The sequence below is a fragment of the Caenibius tardaugens NBRC 16725 genome (assembly GCF_003860345.1).
Lineage (GTDB): Bacteria > Pseudomonadota > Alphaproteobacteria > Sphingomonadales > Sphingomonadaceae > Caenibius > Caenibius tardaugens.
Window position 1 is genome coordinate 2,258,997 of the sequence record NZ_CP034179.1, and the last position, 20,536, is coordinate 2,279,532.

Here is a 20,536-nt window from a genome sequence, read left to right on the forward strand (position 1 = left end):
CGCTATCGCCCCGATCGATCAACATGTGTTTGCCCTTTATCTGGACGCCGGTGACGCGGAACACGAATTCGATGATTTAGCGGCGGATAATCTCAGCCTGTGGTCTGCTGGCCGAAACGCAGATCTGGCATGCACTCATGCTTGCGTACCTGCGCCGTTGTATTAGCGACGGTTACCACAATAGGTCCTTATCTGTTCGGTCCCGCACGCGCCAAAGTGTGCGCCCCTGATTCGTTTGTCATCCTCACCCCAGCCCGACAGCAGGAGCCGCCAGCAATCACATCGAAGGATTCTCCGGATGCCTCCGAAAGGCGTTGGTAATGAAGAAGTTGGACTGTTTACACCTCGCAGCATGTTTCTTGGCATGAATTAGGACTGGTTTGGGCAGTGATCGTCGGATTGCTGTCGTGTGAGCGTGGAGCGCGGGATACGCAAGTCTCGCCAACATATCCGCCATTCGGCGGCAGAATGCTGCACCCTGAAAGCGGTCCTACGCTCAAGTCGTCGTGATGAGCGCACCTTGGGAATTGCTGCATCCCTACACCGTGGAAAGTCATCGAGCCCCAGTTGAAGCGCAAGGAGGCCCATGTGAAGGCCTGACAGGGCGGACCGTTCACTACCAGACTAAGGCAGAGACCCCCAGCGCCGCAAAATGGGTCAAGGCTGGGCGGAGCATCCAGATCACGCTCAAGGCAAACGCCATCCATGGATGATCGGCGGGGAGAAAAGCAGCGATTGCTTTGGGCTCGGGCATGGGGTGGGGCAGTTTCATCGCGACCAAATTACAACCTCGTTAGTGCATCGCCACAATTCCCTGATCGCGCAACAATGTGCGGATCGTTCCGGTGGCCTTGTCAACCGGCGTAGGCCTAACTGCTGTAGGTTTGAATCGCTTTCCGGGTGAACCAAAGTGCACCGCGCCAATCTCGCGGATGCTCGGTGCGGTGAATCCCGCCGACATAGCGGTCGTAACGCTGCTCGATCGAAGAGTCTGACCTGTCGGCTGTTCACCTGCGGATTGGTAGACCCTCTCGGTGTAAACGAGGGGAAAGCCATTGAAACGGCGGAATTGCGTTAATCAACGCAAGAACGAAGGGTGATTCAATGGCGAACAAACAAAGTACTGCGGACCATTTGCTGACCACTTTTTCAGAGCGCAGCCCAATGACCGAAGCAGAGAAGGAAAGGGCGGCTGTGGTGGCGTGGCTGCGAAAAAGGGCGAGGCGATGGTTAGCCATGGAAACCTACGGGAGTTACATCGCGCAGAAGGTTGTTATCAAGAACTGTGAAATGCTCGGTGGATATGCCGACATTATCGAGCGGGGCGACCATCTGAAAGGAACTGGTGATGAGTGACTTTCTGCAAATCGTGGGCTTCATCACGGTAGCCGTAATTGGCAGCTTGGTTCTTTGGATGCTCTACCAGATAGCTGGGAACATCTACGGCGGCATAAAGGGCGCTTACCGCCTCAAGGCCATCCGTGGACGCGGTGGTGCCAAGAAGTGGCCGCACCGAAACACTGTTCTCTTTGGCCTTCGCTCTTGGGCTGGTGAGCGGTATAAAAATGGCTACGGTTCATATTTCAGGGTGGGCGGGCTGCGGGTTCCTGTTGATGGTCGAGACCCTATCGAGCGCGATCGCTTCTATGGCGCATGAGCCACCCCAATGACCGGCCCCACACGCCAGCTACTCTCAGGTCTTGCCGTACTGGCGTTGCTGGGGATGGCTATCGTGGTGTGCGCGGATTGGTGAAACTTGCATAACTGGTATTTATAATGCATCTTTACGTCGGAACGTGGTACCGCCCGTTCCGCATTAGTATCCCGAATACCTACTGCCCCGCTTCGGCGGGGCCTTTTTTGCCATCATCGAGAGGAAAGGGACGGCCTGAAGACCGCCCTTCCCTGCTCATGCTGAAGCTGACCCCGTTGTCTCAGGGGTTGTTTAACCCCTGAACATCAACACCCCAGCTACCGTTAGCAATAAAAATGCTGCTGCATATGCAGATATCGCCACAGACCCCGAACGAATTCCGACCTCCGGCTGCGGCTTCACGTAACGTATGGAAGTTACAACTATCAGAACAGAAGAAACCAATAAAAAGAAAGTGGCAATGAAGTTTAACAATTTTCCCTCTTTTAAAAGATAAACCGTAAACTCTTATAACACAGATATTTGTTTAATCAAATTTCGGAAATACCCAAATTCGGTTGCGCTTTTTTACCACAAGAATTGCCTTTTTATTTCCGCATCCCCCTCGCCCAATCCCCCACCTGAGCAGCTTGGCGTTCGCCTGATCCAGCGCATTCGCCAGATCTATAGTTATGCCGAGGATAACTCAGGTCTATCAGAAATTCTCTGCCGTGCAGGGCAATTACAAAATCCTGTCAAAGCCCAGAAAATTCGACTAAAAACTGCGCGGGCAATGAGTCGTTCGACGAACTGTCCACGCATGAAGCGACCCAGAAAACTTGGCTGTGGCGTGATGGTTGGACCCGTCTTATGCCACAGCCTGTTTTGGCAGCGGTCAACGCACTTCTCGACGTGCACTCCGAAATTAACCCTTTTAATTCATGACACTGCGATCTATGAATTGCCGCTTCGGCGGCAATGAGCCATGGTTCATAGTGGAGTGTCGCCGAAACCTTCTCATTACATCTTCAAGCCGGTATGTAGTTACGGCTGCGACGGTTTGCGCTCCACCGCTTCACTGCTTGTGCGGGCCGCCGCAGTACTTGTTCACTATGGTTAACGAGCGTATTCATCGCAAGGCTGCGGCGGTAGTCGCCCCCTCCTGACACTGCCGCAGCCACGGGCAGGAAAAGCCCCAGGCTAGGGCATCGGCGCCCAGCAGCGGGGCGCTCTCATTTTTCCACTTTATTTCAAGATAGTGCGGGGTTAACAAGGCTCGCTTCGACGGCGAGGACGTCACCCTCAGTGGAGGTCGTCGAAGCAACTTCCCTCTTGGCGCGATGTTATGTTACACTCTTGCCGCTGCGGTAGCGAGGGACTCCACTCCCATGGGCATAGTTGCCGCAGCAACTCAACACACATTTAAGACCCGCAAAATCGCCGCGCTACCATGTGGAGCAGGCGCCAACTAGCCTCCCGAACCATCCACCTTTTCGCCATCCCTGAACGAATCCCAGAGAGTGCCAGGCATATCGGTTGGGCTTAGATTATCCACTACACGGGCAGCGCATTCTTCAGCGCTAAGTAAACCCTTTGAATCCGATGAAGAATTTTTTTGAATATGGGCACGCTTCACGCGGATTCCACTAGATTTGTAGTCAGACATAGTTGATCCGCCCCGATAATATCGTGCGTTCTAATATAGAATTTCGATTCGTTCACCATATTAGCTAGCCAAACTAACATACCGCATCGTACCGGGCATTATGCTGCTGGGCCTCTGAGACGGTCTCTGGCGTATCGAGTTGGTTACCGTCATCCTTCGCCACGTTCCGTGATCCGTCCGGCTGAACAGGCGGAATGGCGTAGCTGATTCGCTTGAATGACAGGCAGGCGCTGTCAGCAATTGGCGGGGTTGCGGGCGTTGCGCAGGCACTCAGCGCGAGCAGCATCAGCATCGCGCACGACAGTTTCGGCAGCCGCATTGGCTTTCTCCACGTTCTTTACGGTTTCGGTCAGATTGGCCTCGCGCTGCCTTGTGGCGCCAAAGGTTGCGCCTTCGTCATGGGCGCGAGAGACGGCGCACTTGTGCAGGGTGAAAGTGGCCAGAAATAGGACAATCAGGCCAAAGATCAGATGAACCCAGCGAGGCAGGGTTAACACTCTTGATAGTAGTCCAATCACGTCATAGTTCCCATTGCGTTGGGGCAGGCACCACTACCACCCCCAAGGATAGCGGGGTCTGTCTCAACACCTATTCCCCCTCATCCTTGCCTCTGATCGCAATCCGCGCTGACTGGATGATCCGCGCGATCTGCTCTGCTGACGGCGCGATCATGTGATAGGTCACAACCCACCACAGCAGGACCAGCAGCCAGAAGCCGAGGTTCGCCAGTTCCTTCGGTGTATTGAGCAGGGCAATGATCCAGCCCACAAAGCCCATGAGGGCGCAGGCGAGGACATAGCTGAACCAGCGCCGCCAGATGAAGTTGCTCTCGGGAAGCGGGTCGGTCATCGCGCCCATTCCCCGGTCTTGCCATGCAGCCACGACAGGAACTGGCCGACGGTCTTGCCGCGCAGGATCGACGGGTTCGCCTTCGTCGCCGCTTCGCCCGCGATCAGGTCCGCACGCTCGCCGACATCAGACCCAATGATCTTTGCCGCCATACCCGCGCCAAAGAAGTGCGCCGCATAGAGCGATGCTCTGTTGATCGGGATGCCCTTGGCGCTGAGAATGGCGGCATTCTTGGCTGTGAAGGTCTTGGCACGGGCAAGCTGTTCTTCGACAGGAGGTTTCAGCCCGCCGAATGCCTGGGACATATCAGTGCCCCACTGGCCGCCTTCCGCGCGCCATGTGCTGCGAATGAACTGATATAGGCCCGACGCACTGGACGTAGATGCTTTGATGTACGGGCGGTCATTGCTTTCGATCTTCGACAGCATCGGCCAGTAATCGTCAGGGATCGCATTGTCCGGCTGTTTGACCCCGAGCGCCTTGGCAATTGCCGCGGCGGTCACTGGCCCCCATTTGCCATCTGCGGCAACGCCCACATGGCGCTGAATATCGGAAAGCGTTGTCATGGCTTCACCTCTGTCACGTTGATGAAGGGAACCTTGCTGCTCGCCATCCCGTAAACAGCGAGAACGAGTATCAGACCGATCAGGGCCTTCTTGCAGAACGCCCAGACACCCCGGCCAAGATCGCCGTAGAAATCGGCAACCAGTTCAGATTTGAGCTTGTCGACGATGGCCTGAACATCAGCGTCGGTCAGTGTGCGGTCGGTCATTTGGCCCCCAGTGGATCGGACCAGCGGGTGTAAGCCTTGACGCAATGGTCGCGCTGGCTGGTCAGGATAAGAAACAGGCGATCGATCACCGCCGATGCGATCCGTGCCCAGCGCTTGCCCATCAGGGCATTGCGCCCGCAGTATCCCGATACCGTCAGGCCGTTGCGCGGGCGGTCATCGATCACACCGACCAGATAGAGCGGCCAGAAGATCAGGAACGCGGCGATGATGTCGAGCAACACCCATGCCTGCCAGTTCCAGTCGTTCGCCCGTTGGAAGATCGGCAGCTTGTGACGCAACCAGAAGGCAACGAGCGCGGATAGCACGATATAGAGCGCGAGCCCGATCATTCCGACCACCCCGTTTCGATATCGATGGCATCGAGCGTGTCGAAATCTTCTGCTGCCTCGATTGCGATGCCGAGTGTTTGGGCGAGATCACCCCATCCAACGCATTCAAGCGACCGCTGCAATTCTGCCGACTGAACTATCCAGACATTTATGGGGCGCTCCTTCACCCTCAAAAAATGGCAGCAGTGACCATCATGATGCTCGCAAATTCGACTTTGCTCCTGGTTGCCTGCCTCGCTGTGACGGGGAACCCCTCGTCCGGAGGTGGGTTTAAGGACCATCATTGGAAAGCATGGTGGTACGAAGTGGGGAGTTTTCGCAAGAACCTGTTGGTGAGAGACCCCGAAGGTCTGAGGCAGCAATTTTTCGATAAGATCGATGAACCCCATTTCCCTTGTGTGGGGGCCAAGTCCGCCTTGGCGCGAGGCACGCTCAAGGTGCTGGAGGGCCACAACATCGCCAGCGCCTGGGACGATGTGCACATTCATCGCGCTTTGTTGGAATGGGCTCAGGAGTATCGACGTGATCCATCAGGATTTCGCAGTTTAGCGATTATCTTTGAGCAGCCCCTCGATCTCGATGAGCGTGCGTTTGAAGCCGCAATGTGGCAGCGACTTCAATCTCTGGCCGATAAAGATCACTGGCTCGGACAGCCTTACGATCACCGGGTCAGTCCCGATCCAAGCGACCCACATTTTTCCTTGAGTTTCGGGCAGGAAGCTTTTTTCGTAGTTGGCCTTCACCCCAACGCATCGCGCCCAGCGCGCCGGTTCCAAAATCCGACCCTGGTGTTCAATCTGCACGATCAGTTCGAGCGCTTACGCGAAGAAGGACGCTACGAGCGCATGCGCAAGGCGATCATTGAACGCGACGTAAAACTCGCGGGCGATCCCAACCCCATGTTGGCGGAGCATGGACGGGCAAGCGAGGCTCGCCAGTATAGCGGCCGGCAGGTCAGCGCCGACTGGCGCTGTCCTTTCCACGATCCGCGCGCGCAATGACGATGGATGTGATCGAGCCCAGGAGCGGGACAGCATTCCGTCTTGCGCGAGGCCAAAGGCTTCGCGTGGTCGATGTGGAGGGGCAACAAGTCAGCGATCTTCTCGCCTTCAGTTCGGCCGACGTCAGAGAAGTGATCTCCAACGGAAGAACCTTCGATTACGAGGAAAGCATCAAACTCACCGTGGGGAACACGCTCTGGTCGAACAGGTCGAACCCTATGCTGGAAATCGCCTCCGATAGCGCCGGTTGCCACGATTTCCTGCTCACTCCGTGTAGCGAAGCAACATTCAGACATTTCTATCCTGATGCCACAGTGCATCGGGGGTGTTTCGGCAACTTGGCCGAAGCCCTGGGGCCATTCGGCATTGCTCCCGATGCAATCCCGACCGCGTTCAATCTGTTCATGAACGTACCTGTCGATAGCGAAACAGGGCGCCTGCAAGTGCTTCCTCCTCCCACGCGAGCCGGGGATCATATTGAGCTTGAAGCAAAGATGGATTTGATCGTCGGGCTTACAGCATGCTCCGCATACGCTTCCAATGGCGGCACATTCAAGCCTATCGCCTATGAAGTGCTATGATCGAGCTAGCTCGGATGCTTACTCATTCGTACTAGTGACCAGTCGTAGCTCAGCTCTTTTACCCGGTCCTCGAGCATCGCCATCGAAGCATTTCTTCGCCCAAACTTGAGGATAGGGGACGAGGCTGATCGGGCGCTTTGCCGCGAAGTTTATACGCGCCGCGCTTATATTGTTTCGGGCAAGCTTTGGGCCGCGAAACCCCAGCCTCTCAAGGGCTTGCTGCGAGACCGTTCCAGCAGGTCGGCCGCGTCCCTAATGCTGAAGCTGTTCGCCGTTTCGATGTCCTTCAGTTCATCCCACCCAACCGGCACCGCGATGGGGGCCCCCGTCCGAGCGCGGGCGGAGTAGGGCAGAATAGCAGTGCCGCCGCGCTGGTTACGAAGCCAGTCGATGAAGATGCGGCCCTTGCGTTTGGCCTTGCTCATTGTCGCGGTGAAACGTTCCGGCTCGGCGATGCTAAGCGCCTCGGCGAAGCGCTTCGCGAAATCCTTGTGCACGGCCCAGTCGTGCCCGGGCGTAAGCGGGAGCACTACATGTACACCTTTGCCGCCCGAGAGCATCGCGAAGCTGACAAGGCCAAGATCGGCGAGATGCTGACGGATTTGGCGTGCCGCCCGCTTCACCTCTGCGAAATCCAGTCCTTCGTCGGGATCAAGATCGAAGATCATGCGATCGGGATGCTCAACATCTGCGGTACTCGCGCACCAGCCGTGGAACTCAATCGTGCCCATCTGGACACAGGCCAGAAGGCCCGCCGTGTCGGTGACGTAGAGATAATCTTCAACGCCACCATGCTTCTCGGCAATCGGTACATGGCTCACATGCGGGCCGAACGATCCGCTGTCATGTTTCTGGAAAAAACATTTGCGTGCACGGCCTTGCGGGCAACGTACCAGGCTGATCGGTCGATGGGCTGCAAAAGGTAACATCAGCGGTGCGATGCTCTCATAATAGGTGGCGAGATCACCTTTGGTTTCGCCGGTTTCCGGGAAAATCACGCGGTCGGGATGGGTGATCCTGATCGCGGCCGTCTCTTGGGGGGCGGCAAGCGCCCGTTCCGGCTTGACTTCCTGTGCGGTCTTGTCGGTGCGCAGCGCGATGAAGCTGCCGTGGCGCACGCGGCCCTCGGCGGTGAATTCGGCGAAGGCGACCTCGGCGACCAGTTTCGGCGTCACCCAGTGCGCACCCCGCGCCTCGGCGCGGGGCACAGGGGCCGGGGCCGTCTTGCGGGTCAGCGTTGCTATCCGGTTGGCAAGATCGTCCATCGTCGCGCTGTTGAAACCCGTCCCGACTTTGCCCTTGTACACGAGCACATCGCCTTCACGCTGGGCCAGCAGCAACGATTTGAACGCCCGGCCGCGCGTACCGCTCGTCGTCCAACCGATGATGACGAATTCCTGACGCCGGGTGCATTTGACCTTGACCCAGTTGCGGGTGCGCTCTCCCCGATAGGGTGCATCCACGCGCTTGGCGATGATCCCCTCCTGCCCGGCCACGCACATGGCGGAGAACAGCTTTTCTCCTGCGCCGATTACATGGTCTGCAACATGAACAGGCGGGCGGCTGTCTGCAAGCAGGGCTTCGAGCCGTTCCTTGCGTTCGATGGCGGGAAGGGGTTTGAGGTCCAGCCCATCCTGCAGCAGCAGATCGAAAGCGTGAAAAGCCAGGTGGTCTTTTTCCTGTTGCTGGCCGTGGCCGCGTTTCAGCACGTTCTGAAGGGCGGAGAAATCGGGATTGCCTTGACTGTCGTAAGCGACGATCTCGCCGTCGATCAGGCAGGGGGGCAGGTCGAGCGCCGCTATCTGTTGGGCAAGCGGTTCGAACTTGTCCGTCCAGTCGAGGCTTGAACGTGTGTAGATGCGCACCTTGCTGCTGCTGGCGGCCACCAGCGCGCGATAGCCGTCGAACTTGATTTCATGCATCCAGCCATTGCCGGTGGGTATGGTATCGACCAGCGTGGCAAGCTGAACCGGCTGGAATGTCGGTAGTGCGGAGGATGCATCTTTTCTGGTGCGGGCTGTTTTAGGGCGCAGGCCGGCATTGTGGCGCGCCGCCTTCTTCATGGCCGCGTCGAAATCCTTGCCTTTCTTGTTTTGCAGGGGGTGCGTTCCCGCTTTATCCGCCGCGATCTGCGCCATCGACCGCCCCGTCAGCACGCTGGTGAGACCCTGCTCGACCAGATCTGCGGAATTGCTGGCATAGGCATCAGCGATTTTACGAAGCAGCCAGTTCTCGCGTTTTTCGCCGGGGCGCGGGCGCATCCGCACCAGCAACCATTCGCCTTTCATGCGCTCGCCATGGAGGCGGAAGTGGAGATGGCCTTTCTCGATATCCTTCGCACTCTTGCCCTCCACGGGTTCCCATGTGCCCTGATCCCAGAGCATGACGGTGCCGCCGCCATATTCGCCCTTGGGTATTGTCCCTTCGAACCGCGCGTAAGAGAGCGGGTGATCCTCGGTACGCACCGCGAGGCGCTTGTCGTCGGGGTCGGTGCTTGGGCCTTTCGTGATGGCCCAACTCTTGAGCACGCCGTCTGCCTCCAGACGAAAATCCCAATGAAGGCGCGTGGCGCCATGCTTTTGAACGATGAAAAGGTTGCCATCCGTGCTGCGCCCGGTCTTGCCTGCGGGTTCGGATGTACGCGTGAAATCCCGCTTCTCGTTGTAGCGCGAAAGCGGATCGGCGCTGGCCATTATCCCTGCTCCCGGTCCTGGCCGAAGCGGCTCAGCCACCGGCGTTCGAACAGCGCGAGACCGGACATCATCACGACCGCGACAATGGCCGCGACCAAAACCAGCGGCCATTGCCCGGCGCCGCAAGCAATACCGATAACGGTCGCCAGCCAGATGTGGGCGGCCGTGGTAAGGTTGTGCACCGTACCCTTGCTTACTACGATCAATCCTGCGGCGATGATGCCGACGAAAGCGCCAGCACCCTCGAAGATGCGTAGAGGGTCCATGCGCGAGCCGTCGGTATCGAGCTGATGATAGAGTGCAATCGAACAGACTGTCATCACAGCAGCGCTGAAGCAGATCAGGCCATGAGTCCGAAGGCCGGCGTCATGACCCTTGAGCTCCCGATCGAGACCAAGCAGCAAGCCCAGTATTGCCGCCGTCCCAAGGCGCATCAGGATCGTCATGTCGATCCAGTGGAGCGGTGTATCGGGGTTTAGCTCCATCTCATCCGGCCTTCCGGTTGCGGGTAGAGGCAGTCTTTTTTGTGGTGGTTTTCTTTGCGGGTGATTTTGTGGATGCCTTTGCAGGAGCACCTCCGCCCACCGATTTGCGTAGAGCGGCCATCAGATCGATCACATTGCTGCCGGCGGCAGGACGACCCTCGTCAGGGTCCTCGAGAATGCGCCGGTTGCCTTTTGCCTTGCGTTTCTTCTCGATCAGGCGATGCAGCGCTTCCACATAGCGATCATGAAATTCGGCCGGTTTGAACGGAGCGGTCTTCTTGTCGATAAGCGTTGTTGCAAGGTCCAGCAACTCGGGCTGAGGCTTCGCATCGGCAATGTCGCGGAAATAGCTCTGTGCCTTGTTGACCTCGTCGGCATAGCGCAACACCTCCATCACCAGTCCACGCCCGCATGGCTTGATCGACACCAGCTGTTCGCGGCCACGAACCGACAACTGGCCGAGGCCGACCTTTTTGGTCTGACGCAACGCATCACGAAGAACGATATAGGCTTCTTCCGCCAGATCATCAGCGGGAACCATGAAATAGGGCTTCTCATAATAGAGAACATCGATCTCGCTGGCGTCAACGAACTGCACCAGTTCCAGCGTCTTGCGGCTCTCGATCTTGACCGCTTCTATCTCATCCTGTTCCAATAGGACATATTCGCCCTTCTCGACCTCATAGCCTTTGACAATTTCGTCGCGATCGACGGGGCCAACGCCGGGCGCGACCTTTTCATAGCGGATGCGCTTGCCACTCGGTTCGTGGACCTGGTGAAAACTGATCGCCGCGCCGGATTTCGTCGCCGGATAAACCTCCACCGGGATGGAAACCAACGCTAGACGTATTTGACCCTGCCAATATGCTCGTGCTGCCATTCGCAATCTCCTGCGTAGGAAGCGGATAGCGCAGTCATTGGTTCCATGCCGTCGCCACGAGATCGTACGTTCACACGATAATTACGCCATTGGTAAGCTGGATCTGACTTAGTGGACAATCGCACGTCGCGTCTCAGCTTCTAGGATCCGATTTGTTTCCTTCGTATCATCGTTTTGAAACAGAGAGATGATCGCATATCCGCACCTTTGCGCGCAAAGAGGGCGGCCACGGCTTGAACTACTCTGCTGTGGGCGGCGGGGATGATGGCAATATTATACGTCAGTCATCCTGAAACGGGATAGCGCGGCTGCCGCTCCGCTGGGGCATCGCATTGCTCCCTGAACTGAGATCGATCCCAAACCGCGATCGTTCATCTCAAGACTGCAAGTCGCACTAGAAATTCAATTTGTCGCGTAAGATTGGGAACTGCAGGGATGTGGAAGACGTTTTGGTCACATGGACTTCTCCAGTAACCATAAGGAAGCGGAGACGTTGGAGCCCGCGCTGCCCGCTGATCTAATCTGCGACGCGATCATGGTGCTGAAAGTTGCAGTGCGCGCGGGCCTAAAGATCGCGACGGCGGAGAGCTGCACGGGTGGCATGCTGGCTTCGTTGCTGACCGACATCGAAGGGGTAAGCCATGTCTTTGATCGTGGCTTTGTGACCTATAGTGACGCATCTAAATGTGATCTTCTCGGGATCTCACCTGATTTGATCTTTGATTATGGCGCTGTCAGCGAACCTATAGTGTGCGCGATGGCACGGGGGGCCTTGCAGCGGTCCGAGGCCTCGCTCGCCATCGCCATCACCGGCTTCACCGGCAAGGGAAGCCCATCGGAAGAGGCGGGTTTGGTGCATTTGGCCTGCGCAATGAGTGATGGCACCGTTCATCATCAGCTCTGCCATTTCGGGGATATCGGCCGGGGGACAACCCGAATTGCGACCTTGCGTGTCGCCGTTGCTATGTTGCGGCAAGGTGCAGATCACCTTGCGATTAGTTACGCGTTAGCAGAGTGATCTCATGGTTCCGGAACCGCCAGATAGGATTCTTCCAGAAGCCGGGAGACCAGGGAACTTGACTTCCCTGTGTTGCTCACACCTCAGGGTATTCATCGCGGCCTTGTCAGTTTCGCAAAGGCAATGGATACACCAGAGCGAAAGTACTGTGTGCAAATCACGATGGCGTGTGAGCGATTCACTGAAGCTACGGACTTCGGTGACAGCGGGATTATTCGTCTCGTTTGCTGTACGTCATGAGCCTAAACGCCTGATGCACAGAAAGTGTCTCTGCATAGGTGGCTCCTGACGCGATGGAGTCAGGCGGGAGCAAACGTTCAACTGAATATCAACAGATTAAGCGATATCGAAACGGCTGCAGGTCTCAAAGTCGAAGTCGGTCACGGACAAATATCGATCAACTGGGGGGATGCGGAATTCATCGCGCATCCGGGGCGCCTGATCTCAATTTTTCGCAAGCGCGCAAACCCAAACCGTGCATTCCCGTTACTTGTACAAGCGCTGGCTGGTCCGGTGACGGGCCAAGGCCGCACTGGTCATGCCAGTCCCGCTTCCATCGACGCGGGTATGAGGAAAATGCGACATGGTGGCACGGGTTGGACGTGTGAAGGAGGATGGCCTTCCCGGGCACGAAAGCAAGCTCGAACCCAAACCTGATTGGGAGCCGCACTATTCCGGTTCGGGCCGGCTGGCAGGCAAAGTGGCGCTGATTACTGGCGCCGATAGCGGGATCGGCCGTGCCGTTGCGGCTCTGTTCGCGCGCGAGGGGGCCGACATCGCCATTATCTATCTGTGCGAACACGATGATGCTGCCAAAACTGCGGAGATAGTGGCTGCGGAAGGCCGTAAATCCCTCGTTCTCGCCGGCGATGTCGGAGATCCCAAGTTCTGCGAACAGGCCATTAAAAAAACTGTGAAATCGCTGGGGCGACTGGACATCCTCGTCAACAACGCCGGGGAACAGCATCCGGACCCCGAGATTGAGGACATCACCGACAAGCAATTGCAGCGGACTTTTCAGACCAATATTTTCAGTATGTTCTATCTTTCGCAGGCCGCGCGCCCGCATCTGAAAAAGGGGAGCGCCATCATCAACTGCACCAGTGGTGAATTACAAAGGGTCTAGTGAACTGCTGGACTATTCCAGCAGCAAGGGCGCGATCACCGCATTCACCCGTTCCTTATCCGAAAACCTCGTCGGCAAGGGAATCCGTGTCAATGCGGTGGCGCCCGGGCCGATATGGACACCGCTCAATCCGATGGGGGGCGCAACCAAAGAAAAGATGAAATCATTCGGCAAGAACACGCCAATGAAACGACCGGGGCAGCCCAACGAGGTCGCTCCCAGCTTCCTGTTTCTGGCCTGTGCGGATTCAAGCTATATGTCGGGTCAGGTGCTTCATCCGAATGGCGGCACCATCGTTAATGGATAGCGCTGCCAACCTACCCGATGGACTGGACCGGCGAAATATAGAGGCGCGTAGCTGGCATCGCCATGCCAGTGTGGCCTCGCTTGCGACACTGGCAACTATCGTTCTTCTGGCCGCGACAGGCCTGTTCGGTGGCTATGCCAACAGAGTTTGTATGCATGATACCCGCGTGGCCCGCATAACATTCACCTATCCCGAAAATATCCGCAACGGGGAGTTCTTTGAAACCACAATCGAAGTGGAAGCAAAAAAGGCAATCGTCGATCTGACGATTGATATGCCTTCGACTTACTGGCGCAATATTACCATCAATTCGATGATACCTTCGCCCATCACGGAAAAGCCGGGACCATCCAGTTTTCAGCTAGGCTACGGACCGCTCGATCCGGGACAGAAAGTGCTCATCAAATATGATGGTCAGGTCAACCCCTCGCTCGTGGGAAGCACGCACGGGAAAATCAAGATCAGCGACCGGACGCAGCTGATCACCGCTCACGAAGCCCAGCTAAGAGTGTATCCGTAATGGACATAGTCATTCGCGCTACGGTGATGTTCACCTTTCTCTATGTTTTGCTGCGTTTGCTGGGAAAGCGCGAGCTTGGTCAACTGACACCCTTCGAACTGGTCGTGATGATCGTGATGGGGGATCTTATTCAGCAGGGCGTGACACACAACGATTTTAGTCTGACAGGGGCGATACTCGCGGTGTCGACGTTTGCCTTCCTAGGGTTGGTGCTGAGTTGGCTGACCTACCTATCGCCCAAGGCGGAAAAGCTACTCGATGGGGAACCCCGCGTCATAATTTGCGAAGGCGAACTGATCCGAGATAATCTGCGTCGTGATCGTATCACCCTGGCGGAAGTCGAATCGGAGATGCGCCTGGCGGGTATCGCGCGGCTGGCAGATGTTGCCTGGGCGATTCTCGAGCCGCAGGGCAAGATCAGCTTTATCAAGAAGGATAATTGAATGGGCTGTTGCGTTCAGACGCTCGATACGAACGGTGGGTTGTTTCGGGAACGCGCCGCATTGTGATATAGTTTATGGAGACGGGTGAAGGAGGGAGACTACATGCGAACCTACTCACTCATTTTCTTCCGCGATGGATTGGGTCAAGCGCGACGCATCGAATTCGATGCTGCAGATTCCTCGGGGGCGCTCAGCCCTGCAATCTACGACAAACCAGGTAGAGTTGCCGAACTATGGGACGGCGATACAAAGCTGGCGCGGTTCAGAAGCTCAAGGCTCGGCCTATGGGAAATCTTGAGCGCTTGATAACGGTGATGCCCCTTAGATAGGGAGGCATTAGAGGGAAAATTACCCCAGCCGATTGATCTATCCTCCGCAGTGGAAGCCACTTCATGCCTGTGCATGGCCACCACCAACGAGAACGAGAAGGAACATGTCGATACTCCGAAGCTTTATTATCGCTCTTGTGATTACACTGCTTATGTTGGTGATTTTGATGGTAGGTGATACTGTGCTCGGGTTGAATACCTAAGGCCTGCAAATGTTCGGCGATTGCCGTTCAATTGGTTTGCGGCTTAACCGTAAAACGGAATGTCCTGCCGTCCAAGCGGAGAGCTTGCTCAAAAAACATTAAGGGGCATCTTGAATCGGTGCGAATGAACGAGCGCTAATTGTCAACCGGAACACTTAAAAGAACCGCTTCGGTGGGGCAGTTTTTTCGTCATCGAAAACGCACGAACTTGTAGTAACATTCAATTCGACAGCAAGTCGCAAGGCGAACTGTCCACACACTAAGCGACCGAAAACTCGGCTGTGGCGTAAACGCTGGACCCGTCTTATGCCACAGCCTGTTTTGGCGGATGCCAATTAGCATCTCGGCGCAGTTGTGAAATTAACCCTTTTAATTCAAAATGGTGCGGTATATGAAATGCCGCTTCGGCGGCAATGGGCAAGGCTAATAGTGGAGTTGACCTGCCCCATCATGGTAGTCCACCGGAGAAGTTAGAATATCGGCGAATTGAAGCGCTTGGGATTGATGGTCCAGATCCGGTTCGTTCAATGGCAGCTGACCCCGGCGGAGGCCGACGTGGCGCTGTTTGCGCTGAAGGGCTGCGACGTGGCCGAGATTGCCGCCCTGCGCGCCACGGCGGCGGGAACGGTACGGGCGCAACTGGCGCGTATCTATGCTAAGGCCGGCGTCACATCGCACACCGCGCTGCTGGCACTGTTCGTGGAAGAACTGATTGATACTTCGCTGCTCCGGGCGGCCAGACGGGAGGGGGAGAACGACGCGTGAGACCGCATACCGAACAGCACCTGGTATCTCGCATTGGCTGGCTGCGCGCCGCCGTGCTGGGGGCGAACGATGGCATTGTGTCCACAGCGAGCCTGATCCTGGGAGTGGCGGCATCGGGCGCGGACCGCCCGGCAATCCTTGTGGCCGGTGTGGCAGGGCTGGTGGCAGGAGCGATGTCGATGGCGGCGGGCGAATACGTCTCGGTCAGCTCGCAATCGGATACCGAGCAATCGGACATGGCGCGGGAGAAACTGGAACTGGCCGGCGCGCCCGACGTCGAGCTGGCCGAACTGTCGGCAATTTACGAAAGCCGCGGCGTCGATCCGGAAACCGCCCGGAAGGTAGCCCAGCAAATGACCGCCTTCGATGCGCTGGGCAGCCATGCGCGCGACGAATTGCACATCACCGCAATGACCGAGGCGCGCCCGGTGCTGGCTGCCTTCACCTCTGCTGGCACCTTCACCGCCGGGGCCGCCCTGCCGCTTGCGCTGGCGGCGCTGCTGCCGATGGGGTTGGTGGTGCCGGGGCAGGCCGTGGGCTCGATCCTGTTCCTCGCCCTATTAGGAGCGGTGGGTGCCAAAACCGGCGGAGCCAAGCCGCTCCGCCCGGTGTCGCGCGTGGTCTTCTGGGGGGCGCTGGCGATGGGGCTTACGGCCGCGATCGGCAATCTGGTGGGTACGAGTGTGTAATAGCGCGTGGAACGGCCGCCATGATGCGTTGGCAAGCCAAAACCGGACAGTCCTTATCCGACCAGAAACGGTCGCTCAGCGCCGCGCTCGCGAACGTCCGCTCGCGACGGAAACTGCCATTCGGATTAATCAAAGAGATAATCGCAGAGTGCCGCATCCTGATAATGCTCGGGTTAGACGCTGCCCCCGAGAACCGCCATTATGGGCTGTCTCGCTTTCTCGCGTGCCACGCGTGAAGAGGCGGGACGAGGCAGTCATTATGCGGCAGTGTGTGCCAACTAATAATGGCTGGGGCCGAGGCGGCGGGCGAGACCACGATCAAGCCAGCGGTTCGGATGATTTCGCCCGTCTCGTCGATACGAAAGGCGCCGTCAGGTAGGCGGGTCACCGCCGGGCTAGACTCCAAAATGAAATTGTTTTCCTCGCCCTTCTCCATCTGGATGATGATGTGCCTTCGGCCATTCTCGCTAGCCGCAGGCAACCGTTTCGTTACGCGCCAGTGCATTACCAAGTTCCTTGGCTTTTCCTGCTGCTGAAAGAGCAAGGTGGACTTGTAACGGTTTTGCGCCGGTCACCTATCTCATTATGCCACCTTGGCTTCAAACGCGAGCGGGCTGATGCCGCCCAGATATGAATGTCGGCGTCGGGTGTTGTAGAAGCCATTTATGTACTGGAAGATGGCCGCTTCGGCGTGACGCCGCGTTGGCCAGCTCCGCCGCCAGATGAGCTCCGCCTTCATGGATTTAAAGAACGTCTCGACGGAGGCGTTGTCGTAACAATTACCCTTGCCGCTCATTGATGGACGCAGGCCATAGGCCCGCAGCTTTTTCTGATAGTCGTAAGAACAATATTGGCTGCCGCGATCCGAATGGAAAAGGCAGCCTTCTGGAGGCTGACGTAGGCGCACTGCCATATCCAGCGCCCTGATTGCCAGATCCTTCTTCATCCTGTCACTGACCGCCCAGCCCACGACGCGCCGACTATGCAGGTCGAGGATGATGGCAAGATAGAGCCAGCCTTCTGAGGTCCAGATATAGGTGATGTCTCCCGCCCACTTATGGTTGGGCGCATCGGCGGCGAAGTCACCGTCCAACCAGTTCGCCGCGACACCCAGGCGATGGTGGCTGTCGGTCGTAACCTTGTGTTTGCGTGTGCGGACTGGCCTGATCCCGTTGATGTTGGCTACGCCGCCCTTCGGGTCATCAGCCGCCCGACCCGGCGCTCGCCAACATCGAGCCCAACCTCCTTCAACTCCATCGTCATCCTCGGGCGGCCGTAGCTGCCAAGGCTCAGCCTGTACTGTTCCCGGATATGAGCCAGCACCTTCATGTCTGTCCGCTCCCGATGGCTGATCGGCCGCGAGCGCCAGGAACGATAACCACGCTCACTGACAAGCATGACACGGCAGAGCAGTTCAACGGGCCATCGGTGCCGCCAGCTATGCACAAAAGCGAACTTCACGGCCTTTGGCTCGCGAAGAACTGCGTGGCCTTTTTTAATACTTCCCTCTCCTCCCGGAGCACGCGGTTCTCCAGGCGAAGGCGTTCATTCTCACGCGCCAGATCTGCCTGCGGCGCTGACACCAGATCACTGGGCCGATACTGCGACACCCACTTCCCCAGTGTCGATTTCCCTATCCCTAAATCTGATGCAACCCGGTCACGTGGCAACCCACTGGTCAGCGCGATACGCACCGCTTCCTGCTTGAACTCTTCGCTATGCTTGATCATCTCGTCGATCTCCTGTTGCGAGCTCTAATAGCTCAGGTGACCGGCGCAAAACCGTTACAAGTCCAGGCCAGGTGAATCGAGACCCGCAGTGAATAATCCGTGTAAAGTGTCAGCCGCACGCAGAACTCCTGAGAAACAATCCGCAACACTATACCTAAATGTCGCAGACATATTAAGGTTTGGGTTTCCTTCAATGCCGGCTTGCAAAGAGCGGCCCGTGGTTGCTGTTCTATAAGGATCTTACCTTATCGAACAAATATTTTGATGGATTGCCGCATTAAAAGTCATTTTGTGCATGAGTGCCCATGATGCCATCCTGCAGTTCCGTTGGGTGTAAGAGGCTGATATGTACAAATACGACGATTATGATCAGGCCATGGTCGATGCCCGGGTCGAAGAGTTTCGCGACCAGACACGCCGTCGGATCGAAGGTCATCTCAGCGAAGACCAGTTCAAGCCTCTGCGGCTCAAGAATGGGCTCTACCTGCAACTGCACGCTTATATGCTGCGCGTAGCGGTGCCTTATGGCACGCTCAATTCGCGGCAAATGCGCAAGCTGGCGCATATCGCGCGCAAATATGACCGAGGCTACGGTCATTTCACGACGCGGCAGAACATCCAATATAACTGGATCAAACTGGCGGAGGCGCCCGACATCCTCGCTGAGCTCGCGACGGTGGAAATGCACGCCATCCAGACGAGCGGCGAGAGCATCCGCAACCTGTCGGCGGATCATTATGCTGGAGCTGCTCCCGACGAGATATGCGATCCGCGGCCCTGGGCCGAACTGATCCGCCAGGCCACGACGTTCCATCCAGAATTCAGTTATCTGCCGCGCAAGTTCAAGATCGCAGTGATCGCAGCGCAAGAAGACCGTGCCGCGCTGCGCTGGCACGACTGTGCGCTGCGCATCGTCAAGAACGAGAGCGGTGAGCAGGGGTTCGAGATCTATGCTGGCGGTGGTATGGGGCGCACGCCGATTATCGCTTTCCCGATCAGGGAGTTCTGTCCGGCAGGCCAGATCTTTTCCTATATCCAGGCCATTCTGCGGGTGTGGAACCGGCATGCGCGGCGCGACAACATCCACAAGCAGCGGATGAAGATTCTTGTCCATGAACTGGGGGAAGAAGAGTTCCGTCGTCAGGTCGAGATGGAGTTCGAGCATATCCTGACGCTGGGCCGGGATTTTCCGCAGGCTGAGTATGACAGGATTGCCGCCCATTTTGACCCGCCGCCATTCGAGACCGGGCTTTTCGAGGAGCTCGACCGCTCCGATCCCGACTTCGCGCTATGGGTCGATCGCCAGGTCGCCGCACATAAGGCGCCCGGTTATGCCATCGTCAATATCAGCCTCAAGCCCGACGGGGGCATCACTGGCGACATTTCAGCCGAGCAGATGGAGCTCGTGGCCGACCTTGCCGAACGCTACAGCTTCGATGACCTGCGCTCGACGCACGTCCAGAACCTCGTGCTGCCCCATGTGCGCAAGCAGGACCTCTATGCGGTCTGGCAGACGCTCGATGCGGCGGGGCTGGCAAGCGTCAATCTCGGCCTCGTCACGGACATCATCGCCTGTCCTGGGCTCGATTATTGCAGCCTGGCCAATGCGCGTTCGATACCCGTCGCGCAACAGATCGCGGAGCGCTTTGCCGATCTCGATCGTCAGCTGGACCTCGGCGAACTCAAGATCAAGATTTCGGGCTGCATCAACGCCTGCGGCCATCACCACGCGGCCCATATCGGTATCCTTGGTGTCGATCGTAAGGGCACAGAGAACTACCAGTTGCTGCTTGGTGGGTCCGGGGCCGAGGATGTTTCGCAGGCCAAGATTACGGGGCCGGGCTTCGACGAAACCGGGATCGTCGATGCCGTCGAGCGCACGATCGAGCGCTATCGTGAGATTCGCGAGCCAGGTGAACGCTTTCTCGATTGCTTTCGCCGCGTTGGCATGGACACGTTCAAGGAGGCTATTTATGGGTGACCCGCTACGCTTCCGAGACGATACGGCACCGGATGAACCGGGGGTGTCCCTGGATGCGTTTCTCAATCAGAAGGATGCAACCTCGGTGCTTCTCGAGGCGGGCGATGATGTCCGCGCCTTGTTACCAGAACTTGGCCGCGTGCGCCTCGTCGAGATAGACTTTCCGCGGTTTCGCGATGGGCGTGGTTTTTCCAGTGCAAGCATATTGCGCGAGGCGGGCTACACAGGCGAAATCCGCGCGATCGGTGACGTGCTCGTTGACCTCGTATTCTTCATGCAGCGTTGTGGCTTCGACAGCTTCGAGCCCGACGAGCCCTTCGATCTGTCCACGTTCGATGCGGCGCTGTGCCGCTATCCTGACGTCTATCAATCAACCATTGATGGACGGGCACCGATCTGGAGGCTGCGGCATCTTCAGCATCTTTCCTGACGAGCTGCGTTGGCGAGGATATCTGCAAACCTCTTGCTTTTATATCGCAATGCGATATATTCTATGGATGTGCTGAGTGAAGGTC

General features: G+C 57.3%; 19 protein-coding genes and 2 pseudogenes. 12 read left to right on the forward strand and 9 right to left on the reverse strand.

Going from position 1 to position 20,536, the window contains the following annotated elements; translation table 11 throughout:
• The first annotated feature begins 1,104 nt into the window (after positions 1 to 1,104).
• Positions 1,105 to 1,356, forward strand: a complete 252-nt coding sequence (locus EGO55_RS10345; protein ID WP_021691726.1) for a hypothetical protein — start codon at positions 1,105 to 1,107, stop codon at positions 1,354 to 1,356.
• The gene (locus EGO55_RS10350; protein ID WP_021691725.1) at positions 1,349 to 1,657 is read left to right on the forward strand and encodes a hypothetical protein; all 309 of its coding nucleotides are present in this window, start codon (positions 1,349 to 1,351) and stop codon (positions 1,655 to 1,657) included. Before EGO55_RS10345 ends, EGO55_RS10350 begins: the two co-directional genes overlap by 8 nt.
• Before the next feature lie 1,875 nt (positions 1,658 to 3,532).
• On the opposite strand, the gene EGO55_RS10355 is transcribed toward EGO55_RS10350, so the two are convergent.
• The 5 genes from EGO55_RS10355 to EGO55_RS10375 form a co-directional block, all read right to left on the reverse strand.
• Complete coding sequence (locus EGO55_RS10355) at positions 3,533 to 3,817, reverse strand: hypothetical protein (protein ID WP_124916766.1); 285 nt, start codon at positions 3,815 to 3,817, stop codon at positions 3,533 to 3,535.
• A gap of 70 nt (positions 3,818 to 3,887) precedes the next feature.
• Complete coding sequence (locus EGO55_RS10360; protein WP_124916767.1) at positions 3,888 to 4,148, reverse strand: hypothetical protein; 261 nt, start codon at positions 4,146 to 4,148, stop codon at positions 3,888 to 3,890.
• Positions 4,145 to 4,714 carry a lysozyme family protein gene (locus EGO55_RS10365; protein WP_021691721.1) on the reverse strand — a complete coding sequence of 190 codons (570 nt, stop codon included), beginning with the start codon at positions 4,712 to 4,714 and terminating at the stop codon, positions 4,145 to 4,147. The genes EGO55_RS10360 and EGO55_RS10365 overlap by 4 nt, the downstream gene beginning before the upstream one ends.
• Positions 4,711 to 4,920 (reverse strand): hypothetical protein, encoded by a 210-nt coding sequence (locus tag EGO55_RS10370; protein ID WP_021691720.1) that lies wholly within the window; start codon positions 4,918 to 4,920, stop codon positions 4,711 to 4,713. The genes EGO55_RS10365 and EGO55_RS10370 overlap by 4 nt, the downstream gene beginning before the upstream one ends.
• Entirely contained in the window at positions 4,917 to 5,270 is a 354-nt protein-coding gene (locus EGO55_RS10375) for a hypothetical protein (protein WP_021691719.1), read from the reverse strand. The genes EGO55_RS10370 and EGO55_RS10375 overlap by 4 nt, the downstream gene beginning before the upstream one ends.
• Positions 5,271 to 5,599: 329 nt before the next feature.
• Between EGO55_RS10375 and gntA the strand changes: the two genes are divergently transcribed.
• Positions 5,600 to 6,271 carry a guanitoxin biosynthesis heme-dependent pre-guanitoxin N-hydroxylase GntA gene (gntA, locus tag EGO55_RS10380; RefSeq protein ID WP_235694172.1) on the forward strand — a complete coding sequence of 224 codons (672 nt, stop codon included), beginning with the start codon at positions 5,600 to 5,602 and terminating at the stop codon, positions 6,269 to 6,271.
• Positions 6,268 to 6,852 (forward strand): DUF1989 domain-containing protein, encoded by a 585-nt coding sequence (locus tag EGO55_RS10385; protein WP_040717341.1) that lies wholly within the window; start codon positions 6,268 to 6,270, stop codon positions 6,850 to 6,852. Before gntA ends, EGO55_RS10385 begins: the two co-directional genes overlap by 4 nt.
• 164 nt (positions 6,853 to 7,016) lie before the next feature.
• Here EGO55_RS10385 and ligD read toward each other — a convergent pair whose 3' ends face one another.
• From ligD to ku, 3 genes are read right to left on the reverse strand one after another with little or no spacing between them, the layout of a single operon-like run.
• Entirely contained in the window at positions 7,017 to 9,545 is a 2,529-nt protein-coding gene (gene ligD / locus EGO55_RS10390) for a DNA ligase D (protein ID WP_021691716.1), read from the reverse strand.
• Complete coding sequence (locus EGO55_RS10395; protein WP_021691715.1) at positions 9,545 to 10,030, reverse strand: MgtC/SapB family protein; 486 nt, start codon at positions 10,028 to 10,030, stop codon at positions 9,545 to 9,547. Before EGO55_RS10395 ends, ligD begins: the two co-directional genes overlap by 1 nt.
• A 1-nt stretch (position 10,031) precedes the next feature.
• Entirely contained in the window at positions 10,032 to 10,910 is an 879-nt protein-coding gene (gene ku, locus EGO55_RS10400) for a non-homologous end joining protein Ku (RefSeq protein WP_021691714.1), read from the reverse strand.
• Positions 10,911 to 11,367: 457 nt separating this feature from the next.
• Here ku and EGO55_RS10405 point away from each other — a divergent pair, with 457 nt between their 5' ends.
• From EGO55_RS10405 to EGO55_RS10435, 6 genes and pseudogenes are all read left to right on the forward strand, one after another.
• Positions 11,368 to 11,928, forward strand: coding sequence for a CinA family protein (locus EGO55_RS10405; protein WP_021691713.1), 561 nt, complete (start codon positions 11,368 to 11,370; stop codon positions 11,926 to 11,928).
• 583 nt (positions 11,929 to 12,511) lie between these two features.
• Positions 12,512 to 13,361 (forward strand): annotated as a pseudogene (locus EGO55_RS10410) (SDR family oxidoreductase).
• Positions 13,354 to 13,881: a hypothetical protein gene (locus EGO55_RS10415; RefSeq protein WP_021691710.1), complete on the forward strand. Its 528-nt coding sequence runs from the start codon at positions 13,354 to 13,356 to the stop codon at positions 13,879 to 13,881. The pseudogene EGO55_RS10410 and the gene EGO55_RS10415 overlap by 8 nt, the downstream one beginning before the upstream one ends.
• On the forward strand, positions 13,881 to 14,324 hold the full coding sequence (locus EGO55_RS10420; RefSeq protein WP_021691709.1) for a DUF421 domain-containing protein: 444 nt from the start codon (positions 13,881 to 13,883) through the stop codon (positions 14,322 to 14,324). The genes EGO55_RS10415 and EGO55_RS10420 overlap by 1 nt, the downstream gene beginning before the upstream one ends.
• A 1,033-nt stretch (positions 14,325 to 15,357) precedes the next feature.
• Complete coding sequence (locus EGO55_RS10430) at positions 15,358 to 15,621, forward strand: helix-turn-helix domain-containing protein (RefSeq protein WP_210766507.1); 264 nt, start codon at positions 15,358 to 15,360, stop codon at positions 15,619 to 15,621.
• Positions 15,618 to 16,310, forward strand: a complete 693-nt coding sequence (locus tag EGO55_RS10435) for a VIT1/CCC1 transporter family protein (RefSeq protein ID WP_021691706.1) — start codon at positions 15,618 to 15,620, stop codon at positions 16,308 to 16,310. The genes EGO55_RS10430 and EGO55_RS10435 overlap by 4 nt, the downstream gene beginning before the upstream one ends.
• Positions 16,311 to 16,893: 583 nt before the next feature.
• On the opposite strand, the pseudogene EGO55_RS10445 reads toward EGO55_RS10435, so the two are convergent.
• A pseudogene (locus tag EGO55_RS10445) lies at positions 16,894 to 18,040 on the reverse strand (IS3 family transposase).
• A 346-nt stretch (positions 18,041 to 18,386) separates the two neighbouring features.
• On the opposite strand from EGO55_RS10445, the gene EGO55_RS10450 reads away from it, so the two are divergent.
• Both EGO55_RS10450 and EGO55_RS10455 read left to right on the forward strand, forming a co-directional pair.
• Entirely contained in the window at positions 18,387 to 20,021 is a 1,635-nt protein-coding gene (locus EGO55_RS10450; protein ID WP_021691701.1) for a nitrite/sulfite reductase, read from the forward strand.
• Positions 20,014 to 20,451, forward strand: coding sequence for a DUF934 domain-containing protein (locus tag EGO55_RS10455; RefSeq protein WP_021691700.1), 438 nt, complete (start codon positions 20,014 to 20,016; stop codon positions 20,449 to 20,451). The genes EGO55_RS10450 and EGO55_RS10455 overlap by 8 nt, the downstream gene beginning before the upstream one ends.
• Positions 20,452 to 20,536 lie beyond the last annotated feature (85 nt).

Excerpts from the sequence above, each read along its gene's own strand:
- ligD (WP_021691716.1), bottom strand. The coding sequence starts at position 9,545 with ATGGCCAGCGCCGATCCGCTTTCGCGCTACAACGAGAAGCGGGATTTC.
- EGO55_RS10450 (WP_021691701.1), top strand. The coding sequence starts at position 18,387 with ATGTACAAATACGACGATTATGATCAGGCCATGGTCGATGCCCGGGTC.
- EGO55_RS10350 (WP_021691725.1), top strand. The coding sequence starts at position 1,349 with ATGAGTGACTTTCTGCAAATCGTGGGCTTCATCACGGTAGCCGTAATT.
- EGO55_RS10375 (WP_021691719.1), bottom strand. The coding sequence starts at position 5,270 with ATGATCGGGCTCGCGCTCTATATCGTGCTATCCGCGCTCGTTGCCTTC.
- EGO55_RS10385 (WP_040717341.1), top strand. The coding sequence starts at position 6,268 with ATGACGATGGATGTGATCGAGCCCAGGAGCGGGACAGCATTCCGTCTT.
- EGO55_RS10405 (WP_021691713.1), top strand. The coding sequence starts at position 11,368 with ATGGACTTCTCCAGTAACCATAAGGAAGCGGAGACGTTGGAGCCCGCG.
- EGO55_RS10455 (WP_021691700.1), top strand. The coding sequence starts at position 20,014 with ATGGGTGACCCGCTACGCTTCCGAGACGATACGGCACCGGATGAACCG.
- ku (WP_021691714.1), bottom strand. The coding sequence starts at position 10,910 with ATGGCAGCACGAGCATATTGGCAGGGTCAAATACGTCTAGCGTTGGTT.
- EGO55_RS10420 (WP_021691709.1), top strand. The coding sequence starts at position 13,881 with ATGGACATAGTCATTCGCGCTACGGTGATGTTCACCTTTCTCTATGTT.
- EGO55_RS10395 (WP_021691715.1), bottom strand. The coding sequence starts at position 10,030 with ATGGAGCTAAACCCCGATACACCGCTCCACTGGATCGACATGACGATC.
- EGO55_RS10360 (WP_124916767.1), bottom strand. The coding sequence starts at position 4,148 with ATGACCGACCCGCTTCCCGAGAGCAACTTCATCTGGCGGCGCTGGTTC.
- EGO55_RS10415 (WP_021691710.1), top strand. The coding sequence starts at position 13,354 with ATGGATAGCGCTGCCAACCTACCCGATGGACTGGACCGGCGAAATATA.
- EGO55_RS10345 (WP_021691726.1), top strand. The coding sequence starts at position 1,105 with ATGGCGAACAAACAAAGTACTGCGGACCATTTGCTGACCACTTTTTCA.
- EGO55_RS10365 (WP_021691721.1), bottom strand. The coding sequence starts at position 4,714 with ATGACAACGCTTTCCGATATTCAGCGCCATGTGGGCGTTGCCGCAGAT.
- EGO55_RS10370 (WP_021691720.1), bottom strand. The coding sequence starts at position 4,920 with ATGACCGACCGCACACTGACCGACGCTGATGTTCAGGCCATCGTCGAC.